This is a genomic window from Streptomyces sp. NPDC018026 (genome assembly GCF_044327745.1).
GTDB lineage: Bacteria > Actinomycetota > Actinomycetes > Streptomycetales > Streptomycetaceae > Streptomyces > Streptomyces rubrogriseus.
Window position 1 is genome coordinate 393,293 of record NZ_JBIRFY010000003.1, and the last position, 20,484, is coordinate 413,776.

18 protein-coding genes are annotated in these 20,484 nt (G+C 72.4%); 13 read left to right on the plus strand and 5 right to left on the minus strand.

Going from position 1 to position 20,484, the window contains the following annotated elements; translation table 11 throughout:
- Positions 1 to 24: 24 nt before the first annotated feature.
- The 4 genes from ACH4D3_RS11930 to ACH4D3_RS11945 all read left to right on the plus strand — a co-directional run bounded on the left by ACH4D3_RS11930 (position 25) and on the right by ACH4D3_RS11945 (position 4,864).
- Entirely contained in the window at positions 25 to 1,335 is a 1,311-nt protein-coding gene (locus ACH4D3_RS11930; RefSeq protein ID WP_398319979.1) for an ABC transporter substrate-binding protein, read from the plus strand.
- Positions 1,336 to 1,439: 104 nt separating this feature from the next.
- Positions 1,440 to 2,435: a sugar ABC transporter permease gene (locus ACH4D3_RS11935; protein ID WP_361009039.1), complete on the plus strand. Its 996-nt coding sequence runs from the start codon at positions 1,440 to 1,442 to the stop codon at positions 2,433 to 2,435.
- A 12-nt stretch (positions 2,436 to 2,447) separates the two neighbouring features.
- On the plus strand, positions 2,448 to 3,371 hold the full coding sequence (locus ACH4D3_RS11940) for a carbohydrate ABC transporter permease (RefSeq protein WP_398319982.1): 924 nt from the start codon (positions 2,448 to 2,450) through the stop codon (positions 3,369 to 3,371).
- A gap of 53 nt (positions 3,372 to 3,424) precedes the next feature.
- On the plus strand, positions 3,425 to 4,864 hold the full coding sequence (locus ACH4D3_RS11945) for a GH1 family beta-glucosidase (protein WP_398319985.1): 1,440 nt from the start codon (positions 3,425 to 3,427) through the stop codon (positions 4,862 to 4,864).
- Between the two features lie 113 nt (positions 4,865 to 4,977).
- Here the strand turns inward: ACH4D3_RS11945 and ACH4D3_RS11950 are convergent, their stop codons facing one another.
- From ACH4D3_RS11950 to ACH4D3_RS11965, 4 genes are all read right to left on the minus strand, one after another.
- Positions 4,978 to 6,174, minus strand: coding sequence for a glycoside hydrolase family 64 protein (locus ACH4D3_RS11950; RefSeq protein WP_398319988.1), 1,197 nt, complete (start codon positions 6,172 to 6,174; stop codon positions 4,978 to 4,980).
- Between the two features lie 136 nt (positions 6,175 to 6,310).
- The gene (locus ACH4D3_RS11955) at positions 6,311 to 6,844 is read right to left on the minus strand and encodes an NUDIX hydrolase (protein WP_398319991.1); all 534 of its coding nucleotides are present in this window, start codon (positions 6,842 to 6,844) and stop codon (positions 6,311 to 6,313) included.
- A gap of 4 nt (positions 6,845 to 6,848) precedes the next feature.
- Positions 6,849 to 7,910 carry a serine hydrolase domain-containing protein gene (locus ACH4D3_RS11960; protein WP_398319994.1) on the minus strand — a complete coding sequence of 354 codons (1,062 nt, stop codon included), beginning with the start codon at positions 7,908 to 7,910 and terminating at the stop codon, positions 6,849 to 6,851.
- Positions 7,907 to 8,743, minus strand: a complete 837-nt coding sequence (locus ACH4D3_RS11965; protein WP_398319997.1) for an IclR family transcriptional regulator — start codon at positions 8,741 to 8,743, stop codon at positions 7,907 to 7,909. Before ACH4D3_RS11965 ends, ACH4D3_RS11960 begins: the two co-directional genes overlap by 4 nt.
- Before the next feature lie 54 nt (positions 8,744 to 8,797).
- Here ACH4D3_RS11965 and ACH4D3_RS11970 point away from each other — a divergent pair, with 54 nt between their 5' ends.
- The 5 genes from ACH4D3_RS11970 to ACH4D3_RS11990 are packed head-to-tail and all read left to right on the plus strand — an operon-like array spanning position 8,798 to position 14,061.
- Positions 8,798 to 10,375, plus strand: coding sequence for an ABC transporter substrate-binding protein (locus tag ACH4D3_RS11970; RefSeq protein WP_398320000.1), 1,578 nt, complete (start codon positions 8,798 to 8,800; stop codon positions 10,373 to 10,375).
- Positions 10,372 to 11,364 (plus strand): ABC transporter permease, encoded by a 993-nt coding sequence (locus tag ACH4D3_RS11975; RefSeq protein WP_398320003.1) that lies wholly within the window; start codon positions 10,372 to 10,374, stop codon positions 11,362 to 11,364. The genes ACH4D3_RS11970 and ACH4D3_RS11975 overlap by 4 nt, the downstream gene beginning before the upstream one ends.
- Entirely contained in the window at positions 11,361 to 12,275 is a 915-nt protein-coding gene (locus tag ACH4D3_RS11980; RefSeq protein WP_398320006.1) for an ABC transporter permease, read from the plus strand. The genes ACH4D3_RS11975 and ACH4D3_RS11980 overlap by 4 nt, the downstream gene beginning before the upstream one ends.
- Positions 12,272 to 13,138: an ATP-binding cassette domain-containing protein gene (locus ACH4D3_RS11985; protein ID WP_398320009.1), complete on the plus strand. Its 867-nt coding sequence runs from the start codon at positions 12,272 to 12,274 to the stop codon at positions 13,136 to 13,138. Before ACH4D3_RS11980 ends, ACH4D3_RS11985 begins: the two co-directional genes overlap by 4 nt.
- Positions 13,135 to 14,061 (plus strand): ATP-binding cassette domain-containing protein, encoded by a 927-nt coding sequence (locus tag ACH4D3_RS11990; RefSeq protein WP_398320012.1) that lies wholly within the window; start codon positions 13,135 to 13,137, stop codon positions 14,059 to 14,061. Before ACH4D3_RS11985 ends, ACH4D3_RS11990 begins: the two co-directional genes overlap by 4 nt.
- Before the next feature lie 11 nt (positions 14,062 to 14,072).
- On the opposite strand, the gene ACH4D3_RS11995 is transcribed toward ACH4D3_RS11990, so the two are convergent.
- Entirely contained in the window at positions 14,073 to 15,011 is a 939-nt protein-coding gene (locus tag ACH4D3_RS11995; protein ID WP_398321094.1) for an ROK family protein, read from the minus strand.
- 62 nt (positions 15,012 to 15,073) lie between these two features.
- On the opposite strand from ACH4D3_RS11995, the gene ACH4D3_RS12000 reads away from it, so the two are divergent.
- From ACH4D3_RS12000 to ACH4D3_RS12015, 4 genes are all read left to right on the plus strand, one after another.
- Complete coding sequence (locus tag ACH4D3_RS12000) at positions 15,074 to 15,838, plus strand: creatininase family protein (RefSeq protein WP_398320015.1); 765 nt, start codon at positions 15,074 to 15,076, stop codon at positions 15,836 to 15,838.
- 23 nt (positions 15,839 to 15,861) lie between these two features.
- Entirely contained in the window at positions 15,862 to 16,989 is a 1,128-nt protein-coding gene (locus ACH4D3_RS12005) for a mandelate racemase/muconate lactonizing enzyme family protein (protein WP_398320018.1), read from the plus strand.
- Positions 16,986 to 17,411, plus strand: coding sequence for a RidA family protein (locus ACH4D3_RS12010; protein ID WP_398320021.1), 426 nt, complete (start codon positions 16,986 to 16,988; stop codon positions 17,409 to 17,411). The genes ACH4D3_RS12005 and ACH4D3_RS12010 overlap by 4 nt, the downstream gene beginning before the upstream one ends.
- A gap of 92 nt (positions 17,412 to 17,503) precedes the next feature.
- The gene (locus ACH4D3_RS12015; protein WP_398320024.1) at positions 17,504 to 20,431 is read left to right on the plus strand and encodes an FAD-binding and (Fe-S)-binding domain-containing protein; all 2,928 of its coding nucleotides are present in this window, start codon (positions 17,504 to 17,506) and stop codon (positions 20,429 to 20,431) included.
- Positions 20,432 to 20,484: the final 53 nt, after the last annotated feature.

Below are 20,484 nucleotides of genomic sequence, written 5' to 3' on the forward strand. Positions count from 1 at the left end.
AGCGCCGTCGCTAGGAGGAGATCCATGGGCACTCTCGGTTCGTTGCGCAGAAAGGCGGTGGCGACGGCCGCGGCCGTCGGCGCTCTCGCGCTCGTCGTCGGCTGCAGCAGCGGTGACGACTCGGCCACCGGTGGTGGCAAGAAGGACGGCAAGGTCACCATCACCATGGGCATGTACGGGGTGATGGGCATCAAGGAGACCGGCCTTCTCGAGCAGTACGAGAAGGAGAACCCCAACGTCGACATCAAGGCCGAGATAGCCGGTGACGAGCAGACGTACTACACCGCCCTGCAGACCAGGCTCGCCGCGGGCAAGGGCCTGAAGGACATCCAGGGCATCGAGATCGGCCGGGCCAAGGAGATCACCGAGACCCAGGCCGACAAGTTCGCGGACTTCTCCGACGTGCCGGGCACCGACCACTTCCTGCCGTGGAAGGAGTCCCAGATCAGCACCAAGGACGGCAAGGTGCTGGGCCTGGGCACCGACATCGGCCCGATGGCCGTCTGCTACCGCAAGGACTACTTCGAGAAGGCGGGGCTGCCCACCGACCGCGAAGAGGTCGCCAAGCTGTGGGCGGGCGACTGGAACAAGTACGTCGAGGTCGGCCGCACCTTCAAGAAGGGCTTCAAGGACGGCGACGTGGCCTACATGGACGCGGCCAGCGGCCTGTTCAACGCCATGGTCTACGGCTACCCCGAGCAGTACTACGACGAGAACGGCGAGCTGATCTACGAGACCAACCCGGCCGTCAAGGAGGCCTGGAACCTCTCCGCCGACGCGGCCGAGGACGGCCTGACGGCCAAGCTCCGCCAGTTCCAGCCGGGTTGGGACCCCGGCCTGGCCAACGGCACCTTCGCCACCGCGGTGTGCCCGGCCTGGATGCTCAGCCACATCAGTGAGAAGGCCGGCGACGCGAACAAGGGCAAGTGGGACGTCGCCAAGGCCCCCAAGGGCGCGAACTGGGGCGGCTCCTTCCTCGGCGTGGTCGAGCAGAGCCCGGTGAAGGAGGAGGCCAAGAAGCTCGTCGCCTGGCTGACCGCGCCCGAGCAGCAGGCGCACATCTTCAAGGAGATCGGCAACATCCCGTCCTCCCGCGAGGCACTGGACAGCCCCGAGGTGAAGAACGCCAAGTCCGAGTACTTCAGCGGCGCGCCGATCGGACAGATCTTCGGGGCCGCCGCCCAGGAGATCCCGGACAAGCAGGTCCTCGGCCGCAAGGACGGCACGATCAAGGACACCTTCTCCCAGGGCCTGGCCCTGATCGAGCAGGGCGACGCCAAGCGTGACGAGGCGTGGAAGACCACCGGGGAGCGCATCGAGAAGGCGGTCGGCTGACTCTCCGCTCCCGAGGCCGACCGGGCCCGCCCGCGTCCAGGACCAGGTCCTGGCCGGCGGGCCCGGCGCCCGGCTCACACATCCGCTCTCAGGAAGGAAGTCCGGTGGCCACCTCCACCACCAAGGCCCTGGCCGGGGACGAGCCTCCGCGGCCCTCTCCCCGCCCGGGCGGCGAGGGCACCGCCCGGCGGCGCGGCGCGCTCTGGCACCGGCTCGACATCAAGGGCGCCCCGTACGCGTTCGTCGCGCCGTTCTTCATCATCTTCGCCGCGTTCAGCTTCTACCCGCTGATCTACACCTCGTGGATCTCCCTGCACGACGTGGAGCTGGCCACCCTCGATGTCATGGAGTGGGTGGCGTTCGACAACTACGTCGAGCTGTGGGGCGACTCGCGGTTCTGGAACGCGGTGCAGAACACGATCACCATCGGCGTCATCTCCACGGTGCCGCAGCTGATGATGGCGCTCGGCATGGCGCACCTGCTCAACTACCGGATGCGCGCCTCGCTGTTCTTCCGGGTCGCCTCCCTGGTCCCCTACGCCACCTCGGTCGCCGCGGCCGCCCTCGTCTTCACCATGATCTTCGAGCGCGACTTCGGCATGATCAACTGGGCGCTCGGCTCGGTCGGGATCGACCCGGTGGACTGGGAGGCCGACAAGTGGCCCGCCCAGGTCGCGATCTCCACCATCGTCATCTGGCGCTGGACCGGCTACAACGCGCTGCTCTACCTGGCCGCGATGCAGGCCATCCCCGCCGACCGCTACGAGGCGGCCTCCCTCGACGGCGCCTCGCGGTGGAAGCAGTTCATCCACGTCACCATTCCCGGAATCCGCTCCACCATCGTCTTCACCATCGTGCTCTCCACGATCGGCGCCACCCAGCTCTTCGGCGAGCCGCTGATCTTCGGCCAGGGGCCCAACGGTGTCACCGGCGGCGCGGACAACCAGTACCAGACGCTGGGCCTGCTCCTGTACGAGGAGGGCTGGAAGAACTACCAGATGGGCCGCTCGGCGACCGTCGCCTGGGCGATGTTCATGCTGCTGGTCCTCGTCTTCGTCGTGCAGCGCGTCATCAAGCGCCTGCGCTCCCGCACGTCCTGACCTGGAGTCGCGATGACCACCCAAAGTCTCCCGGCCCGGACCGACGCCCCGGCCCGGACCTCCGCCGCGAAACCGGCCGGCCGCGGTGGCCGCCGGCTGCTGCGCCAGCGCGCCGGCCGCCAGCACCACGCCGGCCCGCTCGCCTACGTGCTGCTCGCCATCATGGCGATCCTGTCGATCTTCCCGCTGTACTGGACCATGGTGGCCGCGTCCACCGACAACACCCGGGTCAGCCAGACGCCGCCCCCGTTCCTGCCCGGTCCCAACCTGTTCAGCAACCTCGCCCGGGCCTGGGACGAGGCGGCGATGGGCAAGGCCATGGTCAACAGCCTCATCGTGGCCGGGGTGATCGCCCTGTCCACGGTGCTGTTCGCGACGCTCGCCGGGTTCGCCTTCGCCAAGCTGCGGTTCAAGGGGCGCAACGCCCTGCTCATGCTGGTGATCGGCACCATGATGGTGCCGCCGCAGCTCGCCGTCGTGCCGCTGTTCATGATGATGGCCGACCTCGGCTGGTCGCAGCAGCTGCCCGCCGTCATCTTCCCGACGCTGGTGAGCGCGGTCGGCGTGTTCTTCATGCGGCAGTACCTGACGGAGGCGCTGCCGGACGAGCTCGTCGAGGCCGGACGCGTGGACGGGGCGCACTCGCTCAGGATCTTCTTCAGCATCGTGCTGCCCATCGCGCGCCCCGCGATGGCCGTCCTGTTCATGATCACGTTCGTGCACGCGTGGAACGACTTCTTCTGGCCGTTCGTGGTCCTCGACATGACCAACCCGACGGTCCCCGTCGCGCTCACCCAGCTCAGCGCGGGCTACGTGCGCGACCAGTCGCTGATCATGGCCGGCGCGCTGCTCGGCACCCTGCCGCTGCTGGCGATGTTCATCGTCTTCGGCCGCCAGATCGTCAGCGGCATCATGGCGGGAGCCGTCAAGGGCTGACCCGCCGCCCCGCCCGCCCGCCACCCCAAGCACCCCCACCCGAAAGGACTTACGTGGTCACCGCAGCACAGCAGACCCCGTCCGCCCCGGACGCCGCCCGCACCTTCCCGAGGAACTTCCTCTGGGGCTCCGCGACCGCCTCCTACCAGATCGAGGGGGCCGCCGCGGAGGACGGACGCACCCCGTCCATCTGGGACACCTACGCCCGCACCCCCGGCCGGGTCCGCAACGGTGACACCGGTGACGTCGCCACCGACCACTACCACCGCCGGAGCCAGGACGTCGCCCTCATGGCCGAACTCGGCCTGGGCGCCTACCGCTTCTCCCTCGCCTGGCCCCGGATCCAGCCCACCGGCCGCGGCCCCGCCGTACAGAAGGGCCTGGACTTCTACCGGCGGCTGGTGGACGAGCTGCTGGAGAAGGGCATCCAGCCCGTCGCCACCCTCTACCACTGGGACCTGCCCCAGGAACTGGAGGACGCCGGCGGCTGGCCCGAGCGCGCCACCGCCGAGCGGTTCGCCGAGTACGCGGCCCTGGCCGCCGACGCCCTCGGCGACCGGGTGAAGACCTGGACCACCCTCAACGAGCCCTGGTGCAGCGCCTTCCTCGGCTACGGCTCCGGCGTGCACGCGCCGGGCCGCACCGACCCGGTCGCCGCGCTGCGCGCCGCCCACCACCTCAACCTGGCGCACGGTCTGGCCGTCCAGGCGCTGCGCGAGCGGGTCCGCGCCGACGCCCAGGTGTCGGTCACCCTCAACATCCACCACGTCCGCCCGCTCACCGAAAGCGAGGGCGACGCCGACGCGGCCCGCCGGATCGACGCCCTGGCCAACCGGGTCTTCACCGGCCCGATGCTGAACGGGGCCTACCCCGAGGACCTGCTGAAGGACACCGCCGCGCTGACCGACTGGTCCTTCGTGCAGGACGGCGACCTGCGCCAGGCCAACCAGCCGCTGGACTTCCTCGGCGTCAACTACTACACGCCCACCGTCGTCTCCGAGACCGACGGCAGCGGCGCCCACACCTCCGACGGGCACGGCAACAGCCCCCACAGCCCCTGGCCGGGAGCCGACCGGGTCGCCTTCCACCAGCCGCCCGGCGACACCACCGCCATGGGCTGGGCCGTCGACCCCACCGGCCTGTACGACCTGCTGCGCCGGCTGTCCGCCGACTTCCCGCGGCTGCCGCTGGTCATCACCGAGAACGGCGCCGCCTTCGACGACTACGCCGATCCCGAGGGGAAGGTCAACGACCCCGCCCGGATCGCCTACGTCCGCGGTCACCTGGCCGCCGTGCACCAGGCCATCCTGGACGGCTCGGACGTGCGCGGCTACTTCCTGTGGTCCCTGCTGGACAACTTCGAGTGGGCCCACGGCTACAGCAAGCGCTTCGGTGCGGTCTACGTCGACTACCCGACCGGCACCCGCATCCCCAAGGCGAGCGCCCGCTGGTACTCCGAGGTCGCCCGCACCGGCGTACTGCCCGGCGCCTGACCGGGCCGGTGCGGTACCCGACAGCCCGCCCCGCCGGGTGCCGCACCGATGTTCCGCCCCCGTCCTCCACCGTACCGGCCGAGGACGGGGGCGGACGCGCACCCGCCGCCGGCTCAGTCGAGCGGGGCGAGCGTGAGCCTGGCCTCGGCCGGGTTGCCGTCGTGCACCAGTGACTCGTGGTTGCCGACGTCGTCGAAGGCGAACGCGTACGCCTTCCCGTCGGCCATGCGCTCGTGGATGATCCGGGCGTAGTGGTTGGTCACCGGGTCCCGGTAGAAGTCCGCCGCCGAGGGGTCGGGCTGGTTGGGGTTGGTCAGCAGCGTCGAGCGGTTGAAGCCCGCGCACAGGGTGCGGGAGATCGGGCCGCGCACCTGGTCGTTGGGCGCGTCCAGCAGTCGGTGGCAGCCGAAGACGCTGGAGGCGTCGGGCTTCTGGAAGCTGGTGACGACCGCGCCGGAGGTGTTGGTGAAGTTCATGACGTTGCCCGAGACGCGTCCGAAGTACTTGGTGTCCGGACGGTCGCCGAAGGGCGTGACGGTGAGGGTGGTCGTCGCGTACTTCTGCCAGACCCGGTTGATGTAGTCGTCCATGACCGACGCGGGCAGCGCCCCCGTCTCCACCCCGTACAGGGGTGCCAGCGCCCGCAGTACGGTGCCGTCGGGCCGGGTCTGGATCAGCCCGCCCCAGCCCGGCTGGGCCCGCAGCGCGTCGAACACCCCGCGGTAGCCACCGGCCTTGAGCTGTCCGGCGCTGGTCACGCCGCCGTCGGCGCGCTGCACGCCGACGGAGTAGGGCGCGGAGAACATGTCGACCTGGGTGCTGTTCAGCCACAGCCCGCCGTCGTTGAGCGTGTACTCGGACCAGTTGAAGAGGATGTTGCGGTTGGGGTCGCTGGGGTTCTGCACGGCGGGCTGGACCAGGCCGCCCGTGGTGAGCCGGAAATCCAGCTTCTGGCCGTAGGAGAAGTAGATGCGTCCCGACAGCTTCGGGATCCGGATGGTCTTGGTCTGTCCCGCGGCCGGTCCGGGGATGGACGCGTCCGGTGCGGGAGTGGGGGGATTGCCGCCGGCGGGCCAGGCGTGGAAGGTTCCGTTCTCGTCCGCCCAGCCCTGCTGACCGGTCGTCAGCGAGGTGCCCAGGTTGTAGATGTGGACGGCGTCGCCGCGGGCGGAGTTGTTGGTGATCTTCAGGGGGATGGTGGCGGGCACCGCGGCGTCCGCGGGCGGTGCGGCTGCGAACGAGAGCAGGGCACCGGTCAGGCCTGCGGCCGCGGCCACGGCGAGCAGACGGTGTCTGAGTCGGGAAAGCACTCTCCACCTCCGTGCGGGTGTGGGGGAATTGGTCCGTACCGATTCTGAGAGCGCTCTCAGCGTTGCGCCGGGGCGCGTTCATGTCAATGTGCGCGGCGGAAGAACGCGGGGCCGCCTTCCGTCGCCACGGCCGGACCTACCGCGACGCGGCGCGCCCGCCCCGGCTCGTGCCGCCGTTCACGGCGGGAGCGGCCACGGCATAGTGCCGGACTCCGTCCGCACCACGCCGCTCCGCCCCGGGCCACAGGCAGTCCAGGACCGAGGCGGACGGCGGGAACAGCGCGGACGGGACCGACTCGCGGGCGAACCACTCCCAGCGCTCGATCTTGTCGGGCTCGGTGACCCGCGGCGTACCGGCCGCCCGTTCGGTGACGGCCGCGGCGGTCACCCGGGTCAGCCCGCCCACGCCGTCGACGAGCACGGCCAGCACCCGCACCGCCGCGGGAGCCGCGACGAGTCCGGTCTCCTCCGCCAACTCCCGGGCGGCGGCCGTCTCGAAGTCCTCGCCCGCGTCGACCTTGCCGCCGGGCAGCTCCCAGCGTCCGTCGTGACCGAGGCCCAGCAGCACCCGTCCGGCGGGGTCGAGGACGGCGAGGCCGACACCGGTGAGGCTCTGGGCGGCGGGGCGGGCGCGTTCGGGGCGCTCGGCGCCCGGTGCGGAGGAGTTCACCGGCTCATTCCACACCGTGGCGAGCCCCGGCGGCCACCGGGGGCAGCACGGCGGCCGCGTCGTGGAACGCCCGGCGCAGGCCGACGATCCCGTCGCCCGTCCTCGTCGGGTGCACCCGGTTGGTGAGCAGCACGGCGTAGCGCCGCGCGGCCGGGTCGACCCACAGGCTGGTGCCGGTGAAGCCCGTGTGGCCGTAAGACTCCGGGCCGAACACCTCCCCGGCGGGGGAGCCGACCGGGTCGCGGCCCTGCCAGGCCAGAGCGCGCCGCAGCGCCAGGCCGTCCGTGTGGGCGGCCGTCATCAGGGCCAAGGTGTCGGGCCGCATCAGGCCCCGGCCGCCGGCCGCGAGGGCGGCGCCCAGCCGTTCCATGTCCGCGAGGGTGGAGAACAGGCCCGCGTGCCCGCCGACCCCGCCGAGCACCACCGCGTTCTCGTCGTGGACCTCGCCCACCACCCGGCGGCCGCGCCAGGGGCAGTCCTCGGTGGCCACCGCCCGCGCCCGGCGCCCGGCGTCCGGCCGGAAGACGGTGTCGCGCAGGCCGAGCGGCGCGCACACCAGCCGCTCCACCAGCGCGTCCAGCGGCTCCCCGGCCGCCGCCTCGGCGATCAGGCCGAGGACGATGAACCCCTGCGAGGAGTACTGGACCCGGGTGCCGGGCTCCGCGGTCAACGGCAGCAGCCGTACCGCCTCCAGCAGCGCCGCACGGGTGGGGTGATCGCGGTACAGCGGCACCTGGCCGGGTATCCCCGAGGTGTGCGTGAGGAGTTGACGTACCGTCAGCTCCTCCTTGTCGCCGCCCCGGTAGTCCGGAAGGTGCGCGCCCACGGTGTCGTCGAGGCCGAGCGCGCCGCGTTCGACGAGCGCCATGACCACGAGTCCGGCGATCGGCTTGGTGACCGAGGCGAGGTCCCACACGTCGTCGCCGTCCAGCGGCGGTCCGTCCCAGCCACGGGTGCCGACCGAGCCCCGGTCCAGCGGCCCCTCGGGGCCCCCGACGGACCAGGCGGCGCCGGAGAAGATCCGCTGTTCCCGTCCTTCGGTGAGCAGTTCGGCCAGGGCGCTCACGCCTCCTCGCCTCCCCGTACCGTGTCCACCACGCCGAGTACGGGGGTGCGTGCGCCGAGCCCGGCGGACACGGTGCGCGCGGCGGCCCGCACCATCGGCCCGAACACCTCCACACTGCCGGGGTCGAGGGTGAAGGTCAGTCCCGCGATGCCGATGGCACCCACGGCCCGGCCCTCCGCGTCCAGCACCGGAGCCGCCACCGACCGCACGTCCGGCTCGTCGTACTCGTCGTCCACGGCGTAGCCGCACAGCGCGGCCCGCGCGAGCACCGTCCGCAGTACGGCGGGGTCGGTGGGCGTGCTCGGCGTGCGCGCCTCCAGGTCCGGCGCGTCCACGACGGCCTCGGCCTCCCCGGCGGGCAGCGCGGAGAGCATGGCGAGCCCCACGCCGCAGGTGTGGAGCGGCGCCCGGTGGCCGGGCCGGGTGCCCATCCGGTACTCGCGGGCCGGCTCCGACTGCTCCAGGTACACGGCGTCCGACGCGTGGCGCACCGCGTAGAACGCGACATGGCCGGTGCGCCGGCGCAGGTCGGCGAGGGCGGGCCTGGTCAGCTCCAGCACCCGGCTGTCGCTCAGGGCCGCCGCCGCCAGGCCCAGCAGTCGGGGCCCCGGACGGTAGCTGCCGCCCTCCGCGGGCTCCGCGAAGCCGTACTCCGCCATGGTCCGCAGGTGCCGGTGGACGGTCGGCTTGGTCAGTCCGGTGCGGCGTGCGATCTCTCCCAGCCGGTGAGGTCCGCCGGGCTGGACGAGCGCATCGAGCACCTCCATCGCCTTGTCTACGGGGCCCTTCACGAGTTCCTGGTCGACCGACCGGGTGTTGACCGCTTTCACCATGTCGCTTAGCTTAACCCAACCGCATTCCATCTGACGGAACGGAGGTGTTGTTCAATGGAACGAAGTTTTCAGGGGCGCACGGTGGACCGCAGCCGTCCCAGCCGACGCCGGGTCCTGCGGACCGGTGGTCTGCTGCTCGGAGCGCTCAGCGCTCCCGCGCTCCTGAGCGCGTGCGGCACGACCGCCGCCGCGGACCGGGCCGGCAACGTCCTCAGGGTCTCCCAGACGGGCGACCCGAAGACGCTGGACCCGCAGAAGCAGGGCGACATGGTGTCCATGAACGTCCTGATCAACATGTTCGACACCCTCACCACCCGCGGCCGGGACAACCGGCTGCACCCCAGGCTCGCCCTCTCCTGGAAGGCCACCGACGCGCGCACCTGGCGCTTCGTCCTGCGCCCAGGGGTGACCTTCCACAACGGCGAGGTGTGCGACGCGCGCGCCGTGGCGTTCAGCATCGAGCGGCTGCTCGACCCGGCGACCAAGTCACCGATCGTCGAGCTGCGCTTCGTCGAGGGCGTCACCGTCGTCGACCGGCTCACCGTCGACATCCACACCACCGTGCACGACCCCATCCTGCCCGCCAAGCTCTCCCTGTTCGGCGGCGTCGTCGTGCCGCCCCGCCACCTCGCCGACGTGGGCGACGCGGCCTTCGCCGACCACCCCGTCGGCACCGGTCCCTTCACCTTCGAGAGCTGGCAGCGCGACCACGAACTGCGGATGCGGGCCCACCCCGGCCACTGGAACGGACGCCCGGCCGTCGACGGCCTCGTCTTCAGCCCCGCCCCCAACGCCTCGTCCTCCCTGGCCGCCCTGCAGAGCGGCGGCGTCGACCTCGTGGCCGGACTCACCCCGGACGCCGCCCAGCAACTCGACGGCTACGGCGGCATCACCATCGACGGCTACACGGGGATCCGCACCGCCTACCTGTCCCTGAACACCCTGGAACGGGGCCCGTTGCAGGACCGCCGGGTGCGCCAGGCGCTCAACCACGCGATCGACGTCCCGCTGCTCATCAAGGCCGTGCTCGGCGGCAAGGCCACCGAGACGCCCGCACTCGTCCCGCGCGGCTCCTTCGGCTTCGACCCCACCGTCAAGCCCTTCACCCGCTCCCTCGACACCGCGCGGCGGCTGCTCGCCGAGGCCGGTCACCCGCACGGCTTCTCCACCACCCTCACCGCCTCCAACGTCGACGCCAACGTCGCCGAGGCCCTGTCCGGACTCCTGGCCAGGGCCGGGGTGGACGCCCGCGTCAACCTGCTCGACCCCGGCACCTACTCGGCCCGCCTCACCTCCGACAACCGCGGTGCGCTCGGCCCGATCTACCTCGCCGCCAGCACCGTCTGGACGATGGACGGCGCGAGCATCGTCCAGTCCAACGTGCGCAGCGACCGCCGCCAGAGCCGCTGGCACTCCGCCGAGGCCGACCGCCTCATCGACGCCGAGGAGCTCTCCGAGGACCCCCGCAGGCGCGAAGCGGCCTTCTCGGACCTGCAACGGCTGATGCGCCGGGAAGCACCCTTCGTCTTCCTCTACCAGATCGACAACATCATCGCCCGCAACGACCGGCCCCGCTGGACGCCGGGAGCCGCGGGCGTCCTCTCGATGGAGAGCGCGGAGGTCTCCCGATGAGCGCCCTCACCCTGGACGAACCACCCGCCCCGGCGGCCGCCCCGGCCCGCCGCACGGACCGGACGGGCCCGCTGCGAGGGGTGCTCAAGCGCCTTCTCACCGCTTTGTTCGTGCTGTTCTGCACGGCGACCGTCGCCTTCTTCCTCGTCCGCCTGTCCGGCGACCCGGTGAAGATCCTGCTGCCGCCGGACGCCACGGCCGAACAGGAACAGGTGCTTCGGCACTCGCTGGGCCTGGACCAGTCCCTGTTCGCCCAGTACCTCGACTACCTCTGGGGACTGCTCCACCTCGACTTCGGCGACTCCCTCGTCTACGGCCAGCCCGTGGGCGAGATCCTCGCCGACCGGCTGCCGGCCACGATCGAACTGGCCGCCGCCGCGCTCGCGGTGACCCTGGTCGTCGCGATCCCGGCGGGCATCGTCGCCGCCATGCGCCGCGGCCGGGGCACCGACAAGACCGTGATGACCGGCGTCCTGCTCGGCCAGTCCACCCCGCCGTTCTGGGTCGGCATCCTGCTCATCCTGGTCTTCGCCGTCTGGCTGCGCGCCCTGCCCGCCTCCGGCTACGGCACCCTCGCCAACCTGGTCCTGCCCGCCGTCACCCTCGCCGTGTACTCCGTCGCCGTCGTCGCCCGCCTGCTGCGCTCCTCGCTGATCGACGTGCTGTCCTCCGACCACATCCGCAGCGCCCGGGCCAAGGGATTCGGGCCGCTGAAGGTGGTGCTCAGGCACGGACTGCGCAACGCCTCGCTGCCGGTGGTGACCGTCGTCGGCCTGGAGGTCGGCAACCTGCTCGGCGGGGCGATCCTCACCGAACGGGTCTTCTCCTGGCCGGGCGTGGGCCAGCTGACCGTCGAGGCGATCTCCAACCGCGACTTCCCGCTCGTCCAGGCCACCGTCCTGTTCTTCGCCGCCACCTTCGTCGTGGTGAACCTGCTCGTCGACCTCTCCTACAGCTTCCTCGACCCGAGGGTGAGGACGTCCCGATGACCGTCATGTCACCGGCCGCGACAGACGTGACCCCGGACAAGAAGCCGTCCGCCGGCTCCGGATCCGTCGTCCTGCGCGGCCTGCTGCGCAACAAGCTCGCCGTACTGGCCCTCGCCGTGCTCGTACTGCTGCTGTTCGCCGCCCTGTTCGCCCCACTGATCGCCCCCTACGACCCCAACGCCCAGAACCTCCTGCTGCGGCTGCGGCCCCCCGCCTGGCAGGACGGCGGCAGCGGAACCCACCTCCTCGGCACCGACCAGCTCGGCCGCGACATGCTCTCCCGCGTCGTCCACGGCGCCCGGGTCTCCCTGCTCGTCGGCGCCGGCGCCGCACTCCTCGCCGGTGTCATCGGTACGGTCGTGGGCCTGGCCTCCGGATACTTCGGCGGCTGGGCCGACCGCACCCTCATGCGGCTCGCCGACGTCCAGCTCGCCTTCCCCTCGCTGCTGCTGGCCCTCGCCGTCGTCGGCTTCCTCGGCTCCGGCCTGTGGGTCGTGATCGTGGTGCTCGGCTTCACCGGCTGGGTCTCCTACGCCCGCGTCGTGCGCTCCGAGGTGATGTCGCTGCGCACCCGCGACTTCGTCACCGAGGCCCGCGCGATCGGCGTCACCGACGTCACCATCATGCGCCGCCACTTGCTGCCCAACGTGATGGCGCCGCTGGCCACCATCGGCACCCTGCACGTCGCCGCCGCCATCGTCGCCGAGGCCTCCCTCAGCTACCTCGGCCTGGGCGTTCCCAAGGAGACGGTCACCTGGGGCGGCATGCTCGCCGACGGCCAGCTCTACCTGGGCACCTCCTGGTGGGTCGCCGTCTTCCCCGGCATCGCGCTGATGCTGACCTCCCTCGCCATCAACATCACCGGCGACGCCCTGCGGGACGTCGCGGACCCGAAGGCCTACCGCCGATGACCAACGACCGACCGACAACCGGCCCCGGCCGGCCCACGGGGGACGCACCCCGGCGGCCCGCCGACCAGCCACCGCTCCTCGAGATCGACGGCCTCGGCGTCGACTTCCGCCTGGCGGGCTCCGTCGTCCACGCCGTCCGGGACGTCTCCCTCCACGTCCGCGCCGGCGAGACCCTCGCCGTGGTGGGGGAGTCCGGCAGCGGCAAGAGCGCCACAGCGCTCTCCGTCCTGCGCCTCAACCCGAGCCCGCCGTGCGTCTACGCGAGCGGCGAGATCCGCTTCGACGGACGCGATCTGCTGCGCCTGTCCGAGAAGGAACTCGGCCGGGTCCGGGGCCGCGACATCGCCATGGTCTTCCAGGACCCGATGACCTGCCTCGACCCGCTCCAGCGCGTCGGCGCCCAGGTGGCCGAGGTCCTCAGGCACCACACCGGCATGTCCCGCGCCGAGGCCAGGGAGGCCGCGCTGGCGGCCCTCGACGAGGTCGGCATCCCCGACCCGGCCCTGCGCTACCGCCAGTACCCGCACGAACTCTCCGGCGGCCTGCGCCAGCGCGTGATGATCGCGACGGCGCTGGTGGCCCGCCCCCGCGTCCTCATCGCCGACGAGCCGACCACCGCCCTGGACGTCACCGTGCAGCGCCAGATCCTCGACCTCCTGGTCACGCTCCAGCGCAAGCACGACATGGCCGTCGTGCTCATCACCCACGACCTGGCGGTCGTCGCGGAGACCGCCGACCGGGTCGTGGTCATGAACCAGGGCAAGGTCGTCGAGACGGGCGACGTCCTCGACGTGTTCGACCGCCCGGCCGACGACTACACCCGCAGGCTCCTGGCGGCCACCCCGCGACTGGAGGCGGCATGAGCACCGACGCGACCGACACCCCCGCCCCCGCCACCACGCCCGCGCCCAAGCCCACGCCCGCCGGGCCCCTCCTCGAACTGGCCGGCCTGCGCAAGGAATTCGGCGGGCGGCATCCGAACGTCGCCGTCGACGACGTGTCGCTCGAAGTCCGCGAGGGCGAGACCATGGCCCTGGTCGGCGAGTCCGGCTGCGGCAAGACCACCCTCACCCGGCTGCTCCTCGGACTCCTCGAACCCACCGCCGGAAGCGTGCGCTTCGACGGACAGGACCTCGCCGCCCTCACCGCCTCCCAACTGCGCGGCGTCCGACGGCAGATGCAGGTCGTCCTCCAGGACCCCTACTCCAGCATGAACCCGCGCATGCGCATCACCGACATCGTCGCCGAACCGCTGGTCACCCACGACCCCGAGGCACGCGGACGGCGCGCACGGGCCCGCAACCGGGAACGGGTCGGGGAACTCCTGGAGGCCGTCGGCCTGGACGCCGGCATCCAGGACCGCTACCCGCACGAGTTCTCCGGCGGCCAGCGCCAGCGCGTCTCCATCGCGCGGGCCCTGGCGCTCCACCCCCGGCTGCTGGTGCTCGACGAGCCGACCAGCGCACTGGACGTCTCCGTGCAGGCGACCGTCCTCGACCTCCTGGCGGACCTGCAACAGCGGCTGGGCCTCACCTACGTCTTCGTCTCGCACAACCTCGCCGTGGTGGCGCAGGTCGCCGACCGGGTCGCGGTGATGAGCCGGGGGAGCCTGGTCGAGGTCGGCGAGGCGACGGCGGTGCTGCGCGCCCCGCGCCACCCCTACACCCGGCAGCTCCTCGACGCCGTACCGGTGCTCGACCCGCGCCGGGGCCGACGGGCCGCGGCACACGCGTCCGCCCCGAGGGACGAACCGACGGACGAACCGACGGACGAAGCGAGCCGATGAACCGCCCCACGCTAGAGGTGCGACAGCACCAGACCCGCCCCGCCGAGCAGCGCAACGTCGTCGACCGCGGCGGTGCCGACCAGCACCCGCGGCTGCTCGGCCCCCGCGAAGGCGACCGCGTTCCGCAGCCGCTCCTCCACCACGGTGCGGAAGCGCTCACCGCCCTCACGGGCCTCACCGTGCAGGATGAACAGACCCGGCGCGAAGAGCTGCTGCACGTTCACCAGGCCCAGGGCGAGGTTGTGCGCGTACTCCTCCACCACCCGCCCGGCGAGCGGGTCCCCGCTGCCGACCAGCTCGGCCAGCGACACCGCCGCCCCGAGCCCCGCGGCCCGCGCCCCGGCCCGCAGCCAGCCGGTCGTGGCCAGGGTCTTCCAGCAGCCCCGGTTCCCGCACGTGCAGAGCTCGCCGCTGGCCGACACGGTCATGTGCGCGCCGCTGCGCCCGCCGGGCGGAGCCAGCACCTCACCGTCGTAGAGGACACCCACCCCGAGCACCTCGCCGGTCGAGACCGAGGCGAAGGTGCGCCGCCCCCGGCCCGCGCCGAACCAGCGGTCGCCGAGCACCTGGAGCCGCGCCCGGTGCTCCACCCGGACCCCGACGCCGGTGAGGGCGCCCAGCCGCTCCGTCACCGGAAAGCCGTGCAGCGCCGGCACGTCGTTGACCTCCAGGATCAGTCCCGTGCCGGGGTCCACCAGCCCCGCCGCGGCCACGCCGATCCCCTGGACCTCGTGGGCGGCGAAGACACCCGCCACCCCGGCCAGCGCCCCGTCGATGTCCGCGGGGGTCGCGCCGGCCGCGTCGTACGACGCCTCGGTGCGGTCGAGCACCCGGCCGCCCATGGACAGCACGGCCGCCGTGACCCGGCCGGGCACCAGCTCGACGGCTCCCAGCCGACGCGGTGCCGCGGGAGTGGCCGGTTGCCGCGCGGCCTCGGGGACCAGTCGCAACGGAGAACTTTCGTGGACCATGCGCCGACTCTGCCATGGCCCCGTTTCGGAGAGGTAGCACCGTGAGCCAATCGAGACTGACCGAACTCACCTGGCGGGAGGTCCGCCGGGCCGGCGAGCAGGGCATCGCACTGCTGCCCATCGGCTCGCAGGAGCAGCACGCCGGCCACCTGCCGATGGGGACCGACACGCTCCTGGTGGAGGAGGTCCTGGACCGGGCGCTGGCCCTGCTCCACCGCGAGCCCTCCGCACCCGAGATCGTGCGGCTGCCCGCGCTGCCCTTCGGGCACAGTCCGCACCACCTGTTCGCGGCGGCCGTCTCGCTCTCCGCGGCGACCCTGGGCGCCGTACTCGACGACGTCCTCGACTCGCTCGTGACCAGCGGGTACCGCCGCGTCATGGTCGTCAACGGCCACGGCGGCAACGACGAGATCATGCGGCTCGCCGTGAAGCGGTTCGCGCTGCGCGCCCGGGTCACGGTCGCCGCCTGCTCCTACTGGACCCTCACCGCGGGCGAGGACGGGGCCGGGCGGCCGGACGTCACCCCGGGCCACGCCGGCTGGTTCGAGACGTCCCTCATGCTCGCCGCCCACCCCGGCCTGGTGCGCACCCCCGTGCCGGCCCGTACCCCCGTCGAACCGCCCCCGCTGTTCGACCACCCGCCCCACCCCGGCCTGACCGTCGAGCGGCACGGCGAGTGGGAGCGGGTCGGCGGCTCCACCGACGACGCCTCCGGCGCCGACGCCGACCGGGGCGGCCGGCTCCTGGACGACCGGGCGCGGGGACTGGCCCGCGCGATCCGGGCCTTCGACGCGGCGAGCCGGTGACCCCGATGATGCGAGGAGAAGAAATGAAGATCACCGACGTCGACGTGTGGGTCGTCAACCTCCCACTCGTCAACCCGTTCACCAGTTCCTTCGAGACCAAGACCGGGGAGACCCGCACCGTGGTGCGGGTGCGCACCGACGCGGGCGTCGAGGGCTGGGGCGAGACGATGTGGGGCGCGCCGGTCGCCGCGATCGTGCGCCGGATGGTGCCGGACCTGATCGGGACCAGCCCGTTCGCGCTGGAGGGCTTCCACCGCAAGCAGCACATGGTGCCCTTCTTCTACGGCTACCTCGGCTACGCGGCGATCGCCGCCGTCGACGTCGCCTGCTGGGACGCGATGGGCAGGGCCACCGGCCAGTCCGTCACCGACCTGCTGGGCGGCGCCGTCCGCGACGAGGTGCCGATCACCGCGCTGATCACCCGCGCCGACGCGCCGGGAGCGACCCCGGCCGACCTGCCCAAGGCCATGGCCGAGCACGCGGTGCGGGTCGTCGAGGAAGGCGGATTCGAGGCCGTCAAGCTCAAGGGCACCAAGGACTGCGCGGGAGACGTCGCCATCCTGCGCGCCGTCCGCGAGGCGCTGCCCGGCGTGAACCTGCGGGTCGACCCCAACGCGGCCTGGTCGGTCCCCGACTCGGTGCGGGCCGGAATCGCCCTGGAGGAACTCGACCTGGAGTACCTGGAGGACCCCTGCGTCGGCATCGAGGGCATGGCCCAGGTGAAGGCCAAGGTACGCATCCCGCTGTGCACCAACATGTGCGTCGTGCGCTTCGAGGACTTCGCCCCGGCCATGCGCCTGAACGCGGTCGACGTCATCCACGGTGACGTCTACAAGTGGGGCGGCATCGCCGCGACGAAGGCGCTCGCCGCGCACTGCGAGACCTTCGGCCTGGGCATGAACCTGCACAGCGGCGGCGAACTCGGCATCGCCACGGCCGCGCACCTGGCCGTCGTGTCGAGCACGCCCGTCCTGTCGCGGGCCATCGACAGCATGTACTACCTGCACGCGGACGACATCATCGAGCCGCTGCACCTGGCGGACGGCCGGCTGCGGGTGCCCTCGGGACCGGGCCTGGGCGTGAGCGTGGACGAGGACAAGCTCCGTCACTACGCGGGCGTCAACGAGCGGGACGGTGACCTGACCGGATGAGCGAGCCGAACGGCAAGCAGGCGGTGCACACGGACGGGGCGCCCCGACCCGCGGGTGCCTACTCCCAGGGCGTGGTGGCGGGCGGGTTCCTGTTCACGGCCGGTTTCGGCCCCCAGGACCCGGTCACGGGCGCCGTACCGGAGGGCGTCGGAGCGCAGACCGCGCAGGTGCTGCGCAACGTGGGTGCGGTCCTGGCCGCGCGGGGCCTGTCCGCGCGGGACGTCGTGAAGGTCACGGCGCACCTGCAGCACCTCAGGCGGGACTTCGCCGCGTACGACGCGGCCTACCGCGAGTTCTTCGAGGAACCCTGCCCGGTGCGCACCACGGTCGGGTCCGACCTGATGGACATCCTCGTGGAGATCGACGTGGTGGCCCTGCTGCCGGGCCCGGATCCGGACCCGGGCCCGGACCTGCCCGGGTGACCTTCGGTGCCCGCCGGTCCCGCCCGGGGCCTGCGGGCACCGCAGTCGTACGCTGATCAGCACCGACCGAGATCGTGTGGGAGTCGAACGTCATGCCCCTGCTGGAGCCCAAGCCGGAAACCCTTCGCCCAGGCACGCACCGTGCCGCGTCCGCCGACCGGGTGCCCGACGCCGCGGCCACGGGTGCCCCCGAGCCGCTGCGGGCCGGCCTGACCGCCCTGCTCGGCCCCGACAAGGTCCGGTGGAAGGTCTCCGACCTGGTGAAGTACGCCTCCGACGCGAGCCCCTACCGGTTCGTGCCGCAGGTCGTCGTACTTCCCGAGAGCATCGAGGACGTGGCCGCGGTGCTGGCGTACGCGCGCGACCACGGCCGCCAGGTCGTCTTCCGCGCCGCCGGCACCAGCCTCAACGGCCAGGCCCAGGGCGAGGACATCCTGGTCGACGTGCGGCGGCACTTCACGGGCATCGAGGTCCTGGACGACGGCGCGCGGGCCCGCATCCGGCCCGGCACCACCGTCATGCGGGCCAACGCGACCCTCGCCAGGTACGGCAGGATCCTCGGGCCCGACCCGGCCAGCGCCATCGCCTGCACCGTCGGCGGGGTGGTCGCCAACAACGCCTCCGGCATGACCGCGGGCACCACCCGCAACTCGTACCGCACCCTCGCCTCACTGACCTTCGTGCTGCCCGGCGGCACCGTCGTCGACACGGCCGACCCGCACGCCGACCAGTCGCTGGCGCGGACCGAGCCCGAGCTGTGCGCGGGGCTGCTGGCGCTCAAGGCGGAGATCGAGGCGGACCCGGAGCTCGCCGCCCGCATCCGGGCCAAGTACGAGATCAAGAACACCAACGGCTACCGGCTGGACGCCTTCCTGGACGGTGCCACACCCGTCGAGATCCTGCGTGGCCTCATGGTCGGCTCCGAGGGCACCTTCGGCTTCATCTCCGACGTCGTCTTCGACACCCTGCCGCTGGACCGCAGGGTCTCCAGCGGCCTGCTCTTCTTCCCCTCGCTGACCGCCGCCGCGGCGGCCGTACCCCTGTTCAACGAGGCCGGGGCCCTCGCCGTCGAGCTGATGGACGGCAACACGCTGCGTGCCTCGGTGAGCGTGCGGGGCGTACCGGCCGACTGGGCCGGTCTGCCGCGGGAGACGGCGGCGCTGCTGGTGGAGTTCCGGGCGCCCGACGAGGCGGGGCAGGCGGCCTTCGAGCGGGCGGCCGCCCGGGTGGTGGAACGCCTCGAACTGGTCGCGCCGGTCCCCTCGGTGACCAACGAGTTCACCCGCGACGCCAAGGTGATCTCCGGCTACTGGAAGGCCCGCAAGGCCTTCGTCACGGCGGTCGGCGGCTCCCGCCCGGCGGGCACCACCCTGATCACGGAGGACTTCGCGGTCCCGCCGTCCCGGCTGGCCGACGCCTGCGAGGATCTGCTCGGCCTCCAGGCGGAACACGGCTTCGACGCCGCCGTCGCCGGTCACGCCGCCCACGGCAACCTGCACTTCCTGCTCGCCTTCGACGCCTCGAAGCCCTCCGACGTCGACCGGTACGCCGCGTTCATGGACGACTTCTGCCGGATGACGGTGGAGCGCTTCGACGGGTCGCTGAAGGCGGAGCACGCCACCGGACGCAACATCGCGCCCTTCCTGGAGCTGGAATGGGGGCCCCGGGCCACCGAGTTGATGTGGCGGCTCAAGCGGCTGATCGACCCCGGGGGCGTGCTGGCGCCCCGGGTCGTCCTCGACCGGGACCCGAGGGCCCATCTGCGCGGACTGAAGACGATCCCCGGCATCGAGCCCGTCGCCGACCCCTGCATCGAGTGCGGCTTCTGCGAACCCACCTGCCCCAGCCACGACCTGACGACGACCCCGCGCCAACGCATCGTGCTGCGCCGGGAGATGCTGCGGCAACCGGACGGCTCGCCGGTGGAGGAACAGCTCCTCGCCTCCTACGGCTACGACGCCGTCGACACCTGCGCGGGCGACTCCACCTGCGCGATCGCCTGCCCGGTCGGCATCGACACCGGCGCCATGATGAAGGACTTCCGCCACCGCAGGCACTCGCCGCGCGAGGAGCGGATCGCCGCACTCACCGCCAAGCGGTTCAAGACCGTCGAGGCGTCGGCCCGCCTCGCGGTCGGCGCGGCCGAGAAGATCGGCGACCGGCTGCTGGAAGCCGCCACCGGCCTCGCCCGCAAGGCCGTACGCCCCGATCTGGTGCCCGAGTGGCTGCCGGAGATCCCGGGCGCCGCCGCCCGCACCGTGCCGCCCACCTCCCGGGCGGGAGCGAGCGCCGTCTACTACCCGGCCTGCGTCAACCGGATCTTCGCCGGGCCGGACGGCGACGGCATCCCCTCGCTCCAGCAGGCCGTGGTCGACGTCTCGGCCCGCGCCGGCCGGCCGGTGTGGATCCCGGACGACGTGGCGGGCACCTGCTGCTCGACGATCTGGCACTCCAAGGGCTATGCGGACGGCAACACCGTGATGGCCAACCGCATGGTCGAGGCCGCCTGGGCCTGGACCGACGGCGGACGGCTCCCGCTGGTCGTCGACGCCTCCTCCTGCACGCTCGGCATCCAGCACGAGGTCGTCCCCCACCTCACCCACGCCAACCGGGAGCTGCACGCCCGCCTGAAGGTGATCGACTCCGTCGTGTGGGCCGCCGAGGAGCTCCTGCCGCGGCTGACGATCCGCCGAACGACCGGTTCGGCCGTGCTGCACCCGACCTGCTCGATGCGGCACCTGGGCGACGTCGACCAGCTCCGCGCGGTCGCCGAGGCGGTCGCCGACGAGGTCGTCGTCCCGGACGACGCCGGGTGCTGCGCCTTCGCCGGGGACCGAGGCATGCTGCACAAGGAGCTGACGGCGTCGGCGACGGCGAAGGAGGCCGCGGAGGTGACCTCGCGCGCCTACGAGGCCCACCTGTCCGCCAACCGCATGTGCGAGATCGGCATGGACCGCGCGACCGGCCGTACGTACCACTCGGTCCTCATCGAGCTGGACCTGGCGACCCGGCCGGACTGAGGCGGGCGGCCGGACCGACGCGGGCCGCCGGTCGCGAAGAGCTGCTTCCATAC

What these genes read in the sequence shown, in the direction of transcription:
- ACH4D3_RS11930 (WP_398319979.1), top strand. Translation starts at nt 25, where the DNA reads ATGGGCACTCTCGGTTCGTTGCGCAGAAAGGCGGTGGCGACGGCCGCG.
- ACH4D3_RS11940 (WP_398319982.1), top strand. Translation starts at nt 2,448, where the DNA reads ATGACCACCCAAAGTCTCCCGGCCCGGACCGACGCCCCGGCCCGGACC.
- ACH4D3_RS11965 (WP_398319997.1), bottom strand. Translation starts at nt 8,743, where the DNA reads ATGGTGAAAGCGGTCAACACCCGGTCGGTCGACCAGGAACTCGTGAAG.
- ACH4D3_RS11970 (WP_398320000.1), top strand. Translation starts at nt 8,798, where the DNA reads ATGGAACGAAGTTTTCAGGGGCGCACGGTGGACCGCAGCCGTCCCAGC.
- ACH4D3_RS11975 (WP_398320003.1), top strand. Translation starts at nt 10,372, where the DNA reads ATGAGCGCCCTCACCCTGGACGAACCACCCGCCCCGGCGGCCGCCCCG.
- ACH4D3_RS11980 (WP_398320006.1), top strand. Translation starts at nt 11,361, where the DNA reads ATGACCGTCATGTCACCGGCCGCGACAGACGTGACCCCGGACAAGAAG.
- ACH4D3_RS11985 (WP_398320009.1), top strand. Translation starts at nt 12,272, where the DNA reads ATGACCAACGACCGACCGACAACCGGCCCCGGCCGGCCCACGGGGGAC.
- ACH4D3_RS11990 (WP_398320012.1), top strand. Translation starts at nt 13,135, where the DNA reads ATGAGCACCGACGCGACCGACACCCCCGCCCCCGCCACCACGCCCGCG.
- ACH4D3_RS12005 (WP_398320018.1), top strand. Translation starts at nt 15,862, where the DNA reads ATGAAGATCACCGACGTCGACGTGTGGGTCGTCAACCTCCCACTCGTC.
- ACH4D3_RS12010 (WP_398320021.1), top strand. Translation starts at nt 16,986, where the DNA reads ATGAGCGAGCCGAACGGCAAGCAGGCGGTGCACACGGACGGGGCGCCC.
- ACH4D3_RS12015 (WP_398320024.1), top strand. Translation starts at nt 17,504, where the DNA reads ATGCCCCTGCTGGAGCCCAAGCCGGAAACCCTTCGCCCAGGCACGCAC.